Source organism: Streptomyces sp. NPDC026394, assembly GCF_055567735.1.
Window position 1 is genome coordinate 200231 of record NZ_JBVHPX010000002.1, and the last position, 11948, is coordinate 212178.

11 protein-coding genes are annotated in these 11948 nt (G+C 73.9%); 8 read left to right on the forward strand and 3 right to left on the reverse strand.

The genetic code is table 11. The annotated features are described in order from the left end of the window. The first annotated feature begins 42 nt into the window (after positions 1–42). The 6 genes from ACZ4QV_RS05095 to ACZ4QV_RS05120 all read left to right on the forward strand — a co-directional run bounded on the left by ACZ4QV_RS05095 (position 43) and on the right by ACZ4QV_RS05120 (position 7239). Positions 43–1266: an alpha/beta hydrolase gene (locus ACZ4QV_RS05095; protein ID WP_361143759.1), complete on the forward strand. Its 1224-nt coding sequence runs from the start codon at positions 43–45 to the stop codon at positions 1264–1266. A gap of 175 nt (positions 1267–1441) precedes the next feature. Further along, the gene (locus tag ACZ4QV_RS05100; RefSeq protein ID WP_361143762.1) at positions 1442–2338 is read left to right on the forward strand and encodes a DUF4429 domain-containing protein; all 897 of its coding nucleotides are present in this window, start codon (positions 1442–1444) and stop codon (positions 2336–2338) included. A 139-nt stretch (positions 2339–2477) separates the two neighbouring features. Next, positions 2478–3860 (forward strand): sensor histidine kinase, encoded by a 1383-nt coding sequence (locus ACZ4QV_RS05105; protein ID WP_467762592.1) that lies wholly within the window; start codon positions 2478–2480, stop codon positions 3858–3860. Next, entirely contained in the window at positions 3857–4537 is a 681-nt protein-coding gene (locus tag ACZ4QV_RS05110) for a response regulator (protein ID WP_030023125.1), read from the forward strand. The genes ACZ4QV_RS05105 and ACZ4QV_RS05110 overlap by 4 nt, the downstream gene beginning before the upstream one ends. Before the next feature lie 236 nt (positions 4538–4773). Then, complete coding sequence (locus tag ACZ4QV_RS05115) at positions 4774–5940, forward strand: alpha/beta hydrolase (protein WP_467762593.1); 1167 nt, start codon at positions 4774–4776, stop codon at positions 5938–5940. 72 nt (positions 5941–6012) lie between these two features. Continuing rightward, positions 6013–7239, forward strand: a complete 1227-nt coding sequence (locus ACZ4QV_RS05120; RefSeq protein ID WP_361143771.1) for an acyltransferase family protein — start codon at positions 6013–6015, stop codon at positions 7237–7239. A 130-nt stretch (positions 7240–7369) separates the two neighbouring features. Here the strand turns inward: ACZ4QV_RS05120 and ACZ4QV_RS05125 are convergent, their stop codons facing one another. Together ACZ4QV_RS05125 and ACZ4QV_RS05130 are read right to left on the reverse strand one after the other, a co-directional pair. Further along, complete coding sequence (locus ACZ4QV_RS05125) at positions 7370–8398, reverse strand: aldo/keto reductase (protein ID WP_361143774.1); 1029 nt, start codon at positions 8396–8398, stop codon at positions 7370–7372. A 7-nt stretch (positions 8399–8405) separates the two neighbouring features. After that, complete coding sequence (locus ACZ4QV_RS05130) at positions 8406–8873, reverse strand: MerR family transcriptional regulator (protein ID WP_467762594.1); 468 nt, start codon at positions 8871–8873, stop codon at positions 8406–8408. A gap of 199 nt (positions 8874–9072) precedes the next feature. Here ACZ4QV_RS05130 and ACZ4QV_RS05135 point away from each other — a divergent pair, with 199 nt between their 5' ends. Continuing rightward, positions 9073–9891 (forward strand): serine hydrolase domain-containing protein, encoded by an 819-nt coding sequence (locus ACZ4QV_RS05135; protein WP_361143777.1) that lies wholly within the window; start codon positions 9073–9075, stop codon positions 9889–9891. Between the two features lie 53 nt (positions 9892–9944). Here the strand turns inward: ACZ4QV_RS05135 and ACZ4QV_RS05140 are convergent, their stop codons facing one another. Then, entirely contained in the window at positions 9945–10619 is a 675-nt protein-coding gene (locus ACZ4QV_RS05140; RefSeq protein WP_361143780.1) for a pirin family protein, read from the reverse strand. 73 nt (positions 10620–10692) lie between these two features. Between ACZ4QV_RS05140 and ACZ4QV_RS05145 the strand changes: the two genes are divergently transcribed. Then, complete coding sequence (locus ACZ4QV_RS05145) at positions 10693–11883, forward strand: PucR family transcriptional regulator (protein ID WP_361143783.1); 1191 nt, start codon at positions 10693–10695, stop codon at positions 11881–11883. The last annotated feature ends 65 nt before the right edge of the window (positions 11884–11948 follow it).

Consider the following 11948-nt stretch of genomic DNA (forward strand, 5'->3'; position numbering starts at 1 on the left):
CCCTCGGCGGGCACCCCGTCACGTCTCCTAGGGTGGCCCGCGGTGACTTCTTCCTTTCCGGGCCTCGGTGCCCCCTCCTTCGGTTTCCTGCAGTCCACCGCCTGGCGTGCCGCGCTCGCCCTGCTGGTGGTGTTCGTGATGCTCGCGATGACCGGCTGGACGGCCGTCAGAGGCAGCAAGGACGACGCCAACCCGCTGGCCACCGCGCGGTCCGCCTGGGAGCACGCCTCCTTCCGCGGCCACCGGCTGCCGGACACCGACTCCGCGCCCGGCGCGCTCGCCGCCTTCTTCCGGAAGCTGAGCCGTGCCGACCGGGCCACGCTCGCCGACCGCTACCCGCTGGTGGTCGGCAACATGGGCGGAGCCCCCGTCGACCTGCGCTATCAGGCCAACAAGCAGGCGTTGCGGCAGGCCGGTGAGCTGGAGCGGAAGCGGATGCACGACCGGCGGCTGACGCCGGTGGGCCGCCGGGAGGCGAGCCGGCTGATGCACCGCTTCGCGTCGATGCGCGGCCCCGGCCGGCAGATCCTCGCGTTCGACCCGGCCGGCGGCGGCCGGGCCGCCGAGGTCTTCGGCGACCTGCGGCAGGCCCGGCACGTCTCGGTGGTGGTGCCCGGCGTGGACACCAACCTCGCGACCTTCGAGCGCACCGCGCGGGCGACGAGCGCGCCCGCCGGCATGGCCAAGTCGCTCTACGACGCCGAACGGTCCGTACGCGGCGGCGACTCCCGTACGGCCGTGATCGCCTGGGCCGACTACACCGCGCCCGCCGGGCTCGGTGTCGGCGCGGCCACCGGGCAGCTCGCCGAGGCGGGCGCCGTACGGCTGAACGCGCTGGTGCGGGCGCTGCCGAAGTCGGCTTCCGTCTCACTGATGTGCCACAGCTACGGCTCCGTGGTGTGCGGCGTCGCGGCCCACCGGCTGCCGTCCGGTGTCACCGACATCGCGGTGGCGGGCAGCCCCGGGATGCGGGCGGAGACCGCCGCGGGGCTCGGTACCGGCGCCCGGGTGTGGGCGATGCGCAACCCCGACGACTGGATCCAGGACGTGCCGTACCTGGAGGTCGGCGGGCTCGGCCACGGCGCCGACCCGGTCACCGAAGCCTTCGGTTCCCGGGTGCTGTCGGCCGCCGGCGCCCAGGGGCACGCCGGGTACTTCGTGCCCGGCACGGAGAGCCTGCGCAACTTCGCGAAGATCGGGGTGGGCGCGGTCTCCTCGGTGGACTGCGCCGCGCAGGACCGGGAGTGCTCGGCCGACCTGGCCTGAGTGACGGCACGCGCTGCCGCGCCCGGGTTCGCACCGGTCCCCGGGTCCGGTTCCGTACGGCGTGAACCGGACGGGCCGGGCACGGGGGTGACATGGGGCAAAAGCGGCTTGACGCGCGTAGCGCATGATGTCCGGAAGGGGGACGGGCGGGCGACCGCCGCTTACGATGAGCCGCATGGGTGATGTGCTGGCCGGTTTTCACGCCGTCTGGGAGTTCGACACGGACTCCGTGCTCATCCGCTTCGAACGGGGGATACGCAGGCCGAAGCTGTTCCAGGCGCTCGGCGAGCGGCGCGTCCCCTACGAGGCGCTGAGGTCCGTCGAGCTGTCGCCGGGCAGACGCGGCACGGTGGTGCTGCGCGCGGTGCCCCGGCCGGGCGCCGACCCGCTGATGGAGGCTGCCGACGGCCAGCTCAAGGACGATCTCGACCCGTACCGCCTGGCGCTGCCGGCCGACCGGGAGACCCTCGCCGAGTACTACCGCGACGAGCTGCGCACCGTGCTCGGGCCCGCCGCCGCGCTCCCCGCCGACGAGCACCTGGTGGCCGCGCCGGAACCGCCGCTGACCTTCAAGGCGTACGACGGCAAGGCGTCCTTCGACGGCAGTTCGGTGGCGTTCCGCTGGTTCTGGACGGGAGCGTCGTCGGCCAAGTGGAAGTGCGGCGACCAGCACTTCCCGGTCGGCGGGCTGACCGGGGTGGAGTGGCGCTCGCCGGAAAGCGGCGCCGGGGTGCTGTCGGGCAACGGGTACCTGCGGCTGGTGGAACGCGGCGCGGAGGACCGGCGGCCCGGCGAGGCGGACCAGGACCCGGCTTCGGTGGTCTTCGGGCTGGGATACGGGCCGGTGCACGAGTCGCTGCCGTTCGCCGCCTCGGTGCTCCAGGCGGTACGGGCGGCCACGCCCGGCGCCGACGCGGGCGTCCGCCGGCCGGTGCGGACCCGCGCCGACGACCGCCGCGACCCGGCCGACATCGCCGACCGCATCCGGCAACTGGGCGAGCTGCACACGGCGGGCCTGCTGACGGACGCCGAGTTCACGTCGAAGAAGGCCGAGCTGCTGGCGGAGCTGTAGCGGCACGGGGCGGAGCTGTAGCGACGCCGGGCCGGGAGGGGCGCCCGCAGTCCTGCCAGGGAACGCCACCCGGGCTCCCGCCACCGGGGCGGGCCCCGGCCCCCCGTACCGGGGTATGACGGCGGAGGCCACCCCCGGTATGACGCCCCGGCCCCCGGCCGCCGCTTACGCTGATCAGGTCATGCAGACCACACCACGCCCCACCGGCGACCGCCCGGCCACCCGCACCCGCGTCCTGCGGGCCGGGCGGCAGGCGCTGCGCACCCTCGCCGAGGACCTCGGGAGGCCGACCGGCCCCGGCGCCGCGCTCTTCGGCCAGGTGCACAACCGCTGGCTGCGCCTGCTGCCTTACGTGGTCGCCTTCACCTTCATGGTCTCCCTGCTGCCCTCGACGGTGAACGTGCTCACGCACGACTACGGGCTCAGCGGCGGCCCGGCCGGAGCGCTGGCCACCGCTCAGACCGTGCCGCTGCTGCTCGCGGTGACCCGACCGCTCCAGGCATGGTGGGTGATCTTCGCGGCGGACGTCCTCGGAGGCATCGCGCTGGCCGCCGCGCCGGCGGGAGAGGGCCGCGCCTGGCCCTGGCCGGCCACGGTCATCATCGGCTACCTCGTGCTGATGCTGGCGCTCTCGCTGCGCGAGCGGCGCCGCACGCTGATCGCCGTCTGGGGGGCGACCGGCGCCGTGAGCGTCCTCTTCGAGCTGGTCCGGCCGGCCCGCAGCGACGGCACCTGGGTGCTGATGTTCGTCCTCTCCGGCCTCCTTCTGCTGGTCGGCGGCGCGCTCCGGGAGCGCGGGGCGGCCCAGCGCAAGTTGATCGAGCAGGAGAACATCAGCGAGGCGGAGCGTGCCATGCGCACCCTGCTGGAGGAGCGCACCCGGATCGCCCGCGAGCTGCACGACGTCGTCGCCCACCACATGTCGGTGATCACGGTCCAGGCCGCCAGCGCGCCGTACCGGATCAGCGGCATCCCGGAGGCCGCCCAGGAGGAGTTCAGCACGATCGCCGCCACGGCACGCGAGTCGCTGGCCGAGATGCGGCGGCTGCTGGGCGTGCTGCGCAGCGAGGAGACGGAGCGGCACGGCGGTCCGGAGAAGGCGCCGCAGCCCGGTCTGGCGCAGTTGCCGAAGCTGGTCGAGGGGACGGTGCGGGCGGGGGTGCCGGTCGAGTTGGCGCTGCCCGACGGGCCGGTGGCCCTGGCACCCGCGGTGGACCTGTCGGCGTACCGCATCGTGCAGGAGGCGCTGGCCAACGTCGTACGGCACGCGCCGGGCGCGCAGACCCGCGTCTCGGTCACGGCCGACGAGGCCGGCGGCCGGCTGACCGTCCTGGTCGTCAACAACGCCCCGCCGCGCGTCGCCGCGCCGCTGGAGACCTCCGGTACGGGACACGGTCTGGTCGGCATGCGCGAGCGCGTGCGGCTGGTGGACGGCACCCTGGACACCGGGCCCCTGCCCGACGGCGGCTTCCGCGTCGCCGCCCAACTCCCCATGACAGCAAAGGACCGCCATCCCGCATGACCACTCGGGTGATCATCGTCGACGACCAGGCCATGGTGCGCGCCGGCTTCGCCGCGCTGCTCGCCGCGCAGAGCGACATCGACGTCGTCGGTGACGCGCCGGACGGCGTGCAAGGCGTCGAACTGAGCCGCCGTACGCACCCGGACGTGGTGCTGATGGACGTACGGATGCCGGAGATGGACGGGCTGGAGGCGGCCCGGCAGCTCCTGGACCCGCCGCCCGGCGTCGTGCACCGGCCGAAGGTGCTGATGCTCACCACGTTCGACGTGGACGACTACGTGTACGAGGCGCTGCGGGCGGGGGCGTCGGGGTTCCTGCTGAAGGACGCGCCGCCGGCCGACCTGATCTCGGCGGTACGGGTGGTGGCGGCGGGTGAGGCGCTGCTCGCGCCGTCCGTGACGCGGCGGCTGATCGCCGACTTCGCCCGGCAGCGGCCCGCACCGCGCAAGGACCGGACCGCGCTGCGGCTCAACGGGCTGACCCCGCGCGAGACCGAGGTTCTGGAACTGATCGCCCGCGGCCTGTCGAACCAGGAGATCGCGGAGGCGCTGGTGCTCGCCGAGCAGACCGTGAAGACCCACATCGGCCGGGTGCTGGCCAAGCTGGAGCTGCGCGACCGCGCGCAGGCCGTGATCTTCGCGTACGAGTCGGGGCTGGTGTCACCGGGCGTGAACTGACCGGACTCCGCCACGCCCCCAGGGCGGTCCCGCCGGAGTACGGGCCGATGGGGGCGGGCGGGGTGGGGGTAACCCCCTCAAGGTCCTGGGGGTGGCCGGTCGTGCTGAAGGACGAGCAGGTCAGGCACCCCCTACCCCGGTATCAGCGGACAGTTGGCCCCGCGGTGTGACGCCGTGTCACCCATCCGCTTTCTACGTTTCCCTCCGTCACGCCAACGGAAGAGGGAGACCCCACCATGTCCTTGCTGCGCCGGTTCACCCCACGCGGTAGGCGCACGCTCGTCGCGCTCACGCTGGCGGCGGTGGTCGTCGGCGGCACCGGCGGCTGGGCGGCGGGGTCCACCCAGGAGGCCGTAACCGGGCCCGCGCCGGGCGCCGCCGCCTGGCGCGCCGACCACACGCTGGGCAAGCGGCTGCCGGACCCGGCGACCGCCACCCCGGCGCAGGTCGCCCGCTTCTTCGCCGCGCTGAGCGAGGCCCAGCGGCAGGAGCTGGCGGCCCGTCACCCGTTGACCGTGGGCAATCTGGACGGCGCGCCGGTGGCCCTGCGCTACCGCGCCAACGCCCTCGCGCTGGCGGCGGAACGCGACCGGCAGGCGGCCCGTGCCACCGATCCGGCCGGCACCCTCCAGGACCACCAGGAGGCCCGCCGGCTGGCCGACCGGTACACCGAACTCTCGCGCCCCGGCCGCCAGATACTCGCCTTCGACCCGCGCGGCCGCGGCCAGGTGGCCGAGGTGTTCGGTGACCTGGTGGCGGCGCGGCGTACGTCGGTGTTCGTGCCGGGCTCGGACATCGACCTGTCCTCGTCCGACCGCGCACGCGACCCGTACGGCACGCCGTCCGGCATGGCGAAGTCGCTGCGGGCCCGGATGGCCGCCGAAGCGCCCGGTGTCCGTACGGCCGCGATCGCCTGGACCGGCTACACCACGCCGGTCGGTCTGGGCCCGGACGCCGCGACCGGCCGCCTGGCGGAGGCCGGTGCCCCGCGCCTGGCCCGCTTCCTGGACGGGCTGGTCGCCGCCGGCGTCCGGGCTCCCGCCCTGCTGTGCCACAGCTACGGCACGGTGGTGTGCGCCCAGGCCGTACCGCTGCTGGAGCCGGGGCGGATCGCGGACCTCATCGTCTTCGGCTCCCCCGGGATGCGCACGGACAGTGTGGCGGCCCTGCACACCACCGCCCGGGTGTGGGCCGCCCGGGACGCCTCCGACTGGATCGGCAACGTGCCGAACGTCGAGTTCCTGGGCCTGGGGCACGGTACGGACCCGACGGACCCGGAGTTCGGCGCGCGCCGGGTGCCCGCCAGGACGGCCGAGGGGCACACCGGCTATCTCGCGCCCGGCACCGACTCGCTGCGCAACTTCGCCGACATCGCGCTCGGCCGCTACGACCGGGTGCGCTGACGGCCGGTGCCGTACGCGCCCTGCCCCCACCGCGCTTCCTCCCCGACCGAACCTCCTCCGAAGGAGGCCCTCATGGCCGCCCCACTCCTGGCTCCCGTCCGCAAGGCCGTCCGCACCATCGAGGGCCGCACCCCCGCCCACCGCGACCGTGCCGTCGACGGCCTGCGCGCCCTCGCGCTGCTCGCCGTGCCGACCGGGCACTGGCTGCTCGGCGGTTTCACCCTCGACCCCGGCGGCGCATTGCACAACGCGAGTCCCCTGTCCTCCTTCGCCGGCCTGGCGCCCGCGAGCTGGGTGCTCCAGATGCTCGGCATCTTCTTCCTGGTCGGCGGGTACGCCTCGGTGCTGTCCTTCCACCGGGCCGCCGCGCGCGGGGAGTCGACGGGGCACTGGCTGCGGGCCCGGCTGGCCCGGCTGGGCCGCCCCGTCCTCGGGGTGACCGCCGTCTGGGCGGCGCTGATCCCCGTACTGTCCACGCTCGGCGTGCCCGAGGCGACGCTCCGTACGGGCGCGACGCTGGTCATCCAGCCCCTGTGGTTCGTCGGCGTCTACGCGGGCATCACCGCGCTCACGCCGTACTGCGTCCGCGCGGCGCGCCGCCTGGGCGTCTGGGCCGCGGCGCCGCTGCTGGGCGCCGTCGCCGTCGTCGACTTCCTGCGGTACGGGCCGTACGCCGACGCGATGCCTTCGTGGCTGAGTCTGCTGAACCTGCTGCCGGGCTGGATGTTCGCGTACCAACTCGGCGTCGCCTGGGGGGAGAAGCGGCTGGGCAGGCGGGCCGCTTGGATGCTGCTGCTCGGTGGTACCGCCCTGTTCGCCGCGCTGCTGCTGTTCTTCCACTACCCGGCCAGCATGGTCGGCGTCCCGGGCCAGGACCGTACGAACTCGCACCCGCCGTCGCTGCTGGTCCTCGCGCTGGCCGCGGCCCAGTCCGGCGCCGCGATCCTGCTGCGCGACCGTATCGCCCGGCTGCTGCGCCGTCCTGCTCTCTGGGCGCCCGTGGTCGTCGTCAATCTCTGTGCGATGACGGTGCTGTGCTGGCATCAGACGGCGATGTTCTCGGCGGCCGTCCCCGCGTCCTTCCTCGGTGCCGTGCCCGGTCTCACCACCGCGCCGGACACCGCCGGCTGGGTCCTGGCCCGCCTCGCCTGGCTGCCGGTCTTCGCCGTGGCGCTGCTGCTCATCGGCCGCCTGACCCGCCGTTTCGAGGCGCCGTGGACCGGCGTCACGGCGGCCCGGCGGGCCGTGGCGGGGACCCTGGCGGCGGCCTTCGCGGTGTTCGCGCTGGGGCTCGCCTAGGGCGCGTCTTTCGGAGCAGCCTGGGCCCGCGGCGCCTGGCTGCTCCACACGACACGACCTGAGCCCCGGCGCGGGAATCGCGGCGGGCGGAGCCGATCGGGGGACGGCTCCGCCCGCCGCGCGTGCGGGGTTACTCCCGGCCCGCCGAGGTGAACGACATGTCCGCGTACCGGTCGCCCGCGACCTTGCCCGCGACGGGCGCCAGCAGCGCCAGCTCCGCCTCGGTGAGCACGAGGTGCGTGGCGGCCGTGTTCTCCTCGACCCGGCTGCGCTTGCGCGTCCCCGGGATCGGCACCACCGCCAGGCCGTGCACCTGCGCCTGCTGCTGCACCCAGGCCAGCGCGACCTGCCCGAGCGAGGCCCCGTGGGCCGCGGCGACCTCACGGACCGGCTCCAGCAGAGCCGCGTTGGCCTTCGCGTTGTCGCCGGTGAAGCGGGGCTGCCGGCGGCGGAAGTCGTCGTCGGTCAGTTCCTTGTCGGCGCTGACGAACGAGCCGGTCAGGAAGCCGCGGCCGAGCGGCGAGTACGGCACGAAGCCGACGCCGAGTTCGCGCGCGGCCGGCACCACGCCGTTCTCCACGTCCCGGCTGAACAGCGACCACTCCGACTGCACGGCCGCGATCGGGTGGACGCCCTGGGCCGCGCGCAGTTCGCCGCCGGTGACCTCGCTCAGGCCCAGGTGCTTGACCTTGCCCTCGGCCACCAGCTCGGCCATCGCGCCGACCGTGTCCTCGATGGGGACGGCCGGGTCGCGGCGGTGCATGTAGTACAGGTCGATCACGTCGACGCCCAGGCGGCGCAGGCTCGCCTCGACGGCCTCGCGGATGTAGGGGCGGTCGTTGCGGATGACCCGCTTGGCCGGGTTCAGCGGGTCGGCCGGGTCCGCGGTGATGGCGAACTTCGTCGCCACCACGACCTCGTCGCGGTGCGCCCGGACGAACGGGGCTATGAACTCCTCGTTGCGGCCCATGCCGTACATGTCGGCGGTGTCGTAGAGCGTCACGCCCAGTTCGAGCGCCCGCTCCAGCGTGGCCCGCGCCTCGCCCTCGTCGTCCGTCGGGCCGTACGCGAAGCTCATGCCCATGCAGCCGAGCCCCTGGACACCGACCAGCGGTCCGGAGGCGCCCAGCTGAACGGTGCCGATGTTCTCTGTGGTCATGCCGTCCTCAGACTCTCTCCGACGCCCGGCGGGCGTCGGCGTAAACGTCGATCTTGTAGTCGAGGACCTGGAGCGTGCTCTGCAGCTCGGCGATCCGCTGCCGTACGTCCTCACGGTGCGCGGTCAGCAGCCGTTCCCGCTCGGGGAAGGTGTGCCCGCCCTCGCGTACCAGTTCGGCGTAGCGGACCATGTCCGCGACCGGCATGCCGGTCAGGCGGAGCTTGGTCACCAGGTCCAGCCAGTCCAGGTCGCGGTTGCTGAAGCGGCGCTGGCCCGTGTGCGTACGGTCCACGTGCGGCATCAGCCCGATCCTTTCGTACCAGCGCAGGGTGTGGGCGCTCAGGCCGGTGTGCTCGGCGACCTCGCTGATCGTGTACTGGTCGCGGCCGGTCGGCCGCGGGTGCAGAACCCGTCCTTTGCAGGCCGTCGGCCGTACCGGTTCCGCCATCGTCCGGTCCGTCGCCGTCACTGTCATGCCGCGCCTCCCGTAGTTGCCGGTCGTCCCGTCGCCGGAACGTTTTCTCCGGATCTCTCACGACGGCTTCAACGCTAGAGACTTGGAGTGCACTCCAAGCAAGCGAAGACTTGACCCGGTCTTGAGGAGATCCGCGGCCGGTCGCCCTCCCGCCCCCGTCCGTCCCGGCCCCGCCACCCGGAGCGTTAGGCTCGTGGCCATGCCCTTGCAGAGCCTTCGGATGATCGAGAACTGGCCGGTGCCGACCGCGGCCGTCGCTGTCGTACGGACCGACGGGACGGTGGCCGGATCGTACGGTCCCCAGGAGCACCGCTTCCCGCTGGCCTCGGTCACCAAGCCGCTCGCCGCGTACGCCGCGCTGCTCGCCGTCGAGGAAGGGGCGGTGGAGCTGGACGAACCGGCCGGGCCGCCGGGCTCGACCGTCCGCCACCTGCTCGCGCACACCGGCGGGCTGGCCTTCGACGAGGACCGGGTGCAGGCCGCGCCGGGCGAGCGCCGGCTGTACTCGAACGCGGGCTTCGAGGCGCTCGGCGACCACATCGCCAAGGCCACCGACATCCCCTTCCCGCAGTACCTGCGCGAGGCGGTCCTCGAACCGCTCGGCATGGCCGCCACCGACCTGCCCGGCTCGCCCGCCAAGGACGGCGTCTCGACCGCCGCCGACATGGCCCGCTTCGGCGCCGAACTCCTCGCGCCGCGGCTGCTGGCGCCGCAGACGCTCGCCGAGGCGACGTCGGTGGTCTTCCCCGGCGTACGCGGTGTGCTGCCCGGCTACGGGATGCAGAACCCGAACGACTGGGGCCTGGGCTTCGAGATCCGGGACGGCAAGTCGCCGCACTGGACGGGCGCTTCGTCCTCGCCGCGCACGTTCGGGCACTTCGGCCAGTCGGGCACGTTCCTGTGGGTGGACCCGGACGCGGGCGCGGCCTGCGTCGCGCTGGCCGACCGGGCCTTCGGCCCCTGGGCGATCGAGGCGTGGCCGCCGCTCACGGACGCGATCCTCGCCGAGCTGCGCTGAACACGCGCAGCGATGCCGCGGGGGCCCGGCTCGTACGGCGGCCCGCCGCCCCCTCAGCCGTACGACGGTTCGCCCGGCATCTCCCACAGCAGGCACTCGGCGGCGCCCTCGGCGGCCAGTTCCAGATCCGCCGCGTCCGTGATCCGCGCCGCGTCGCCGGCCGCCAGGCGCTCGCCGGCCAGCCGGACCGCGCCGCGCACGACGTGCACGTACATCCGCGGCGCGTCCGGTACGGCGGACCGTTCGCCGTCGGCCAGCCGTCGTACGTGCAGCATCGACGCGGCCCCGGGCAGCGCGTACGGCGTGCCGTCGGCGATGCCGCGCACCACCTCGTACTCCGGCTCGCCGCCGGGCGCGGTGGGCGCGAGCCACATCTGCACGAACCGCAGCGGCCCGGCGCCGCCGTTGCGCTCCTCGTGCCGCACACCGCCCGCCGAGCTGAGCCGCTGCACGTCGCCGGGCCGCACCACCGTCTCGTGGCCGGTGGTGGAGTCGCGGTGGGTCAGCTCCCCCTCGACGACCCAGGTGACGATCTCGGTGTCGCGGTGCGGGTGCTCGTCGAAACCGGCGCCGGGCGCCAGCCGTTCCTCGTTGCACGCGACGAGCGGGCCGAAGCGCAGATTGTCCGGGTCGTAGTGCGGGCCGAAGGAGAAGGCGTGCCGGGTCTCGATGCCGGCCGCCGCGTCACCGCCCGGATAGCGTTCGTCGCCTCTGTGTACCTGGATCACCCGACCACCGTAGCCCCCGCCCCCGAGAGCCCACCGCGCCATCACACCGCCCCGATAAGGCAGGCTTGTCCCCGTGTCTGAACCCGCATCGCGCGACCCGCACCCGCATCCGCACACCGCGACCCTCCGCCGCCTGGAGAAGTCGTCGGGAAAGCTGGCTGCCAACGCCATCGCCCGCATGGACGCGCAGCTGCCGTGGTACCGCGCCATGCCGCCGGAGAACCGCTCCTGGATCGGGCTGGTCGCCCAGGCGGGCATCGCGGCCTTCACCGAGTGGTTCCGGCATCCGGAGACGCCGCAGGCCATCAGTACCGACGTGTTCGGAACGGCGCCGCGCGAGCTGACCCGGGCGATCACTTTGCGCCAGACCGTCGAGATGGTCCGTACGACCATCGAGGTCATGGAGGCGGCGATCGACGACGTGGCGGCCCCCGGGGACGAGGGCGTGCTGCGCGAGGCGCTGCTCGTCTACGCGCGGGAGATCGCCTTCGCCACCGCCCAGGTGTACGCGCAGGCCGCCGAGGCCCGGGGCGCGTGGGACGCGCGGCTGGAGTCGCTGGTGGTCAACGCGGTGCTCTCCGGGGAGGCGGACGAGGGGGCGATCTCGCGGGCCGCCGCGCTCGGCTGGAATTCTCCCGAACATGTGTGCGTTGTGCTGGGTACGGCCCCCGACGGGGACAGCGAGCTGACGGTGGAAGCCATCCGCCGCGCGTCCCGGCACGCCAAGCTCCAGGTGCTCACCGGCGTCCTGGGCAGCCGTCTGGTCGTCATCGCGGGTGGCTCGGACGACCCGCTCAAGGCGGCGAAAGCCCTGATCGGGCCATTCGCCGCGGGCCCGGTGGTGGCCGGGCCGGTGGTGGCCGACCTGCTGGCCGCGACCCGCTCCGCGCAGGCCGCCGCGGCGGGACTGAAGGCATGTGCCGCTTGGCCGGACGCTCCCCGTCCCGTACTGTCCGACGACCTGCTGCCGGAGCGGGCGATGGCGTCCGACCCGGCGGCGCGTGAGCAACTGGTGGAGGAGATCTACAGACCGCTGGAGGAGGCAGGCTCGGCGCTCCTGGAGACGCTGAGCGTGTATCTGGAACAAGCCAGCAGCCTGGAGGGCGCGGCGCGGATGCTCTTCGTGCACCCCAACACCGTGCGCTACCGGCTGCGACGTGTGACCGACGTCACCGGATGGTCACCTTCGGACGTACGCTCCGCCTTCACGCTGCGCATCGCGCTGATCCTGGGGCGTCTGGCCGACAGGGACGGCCAACTCTAGACTTTTGTAGAACACCGACAATTCCCCTGATGGTTCTTCGTCCCTGTCCCCACGGGCGGGCGGGA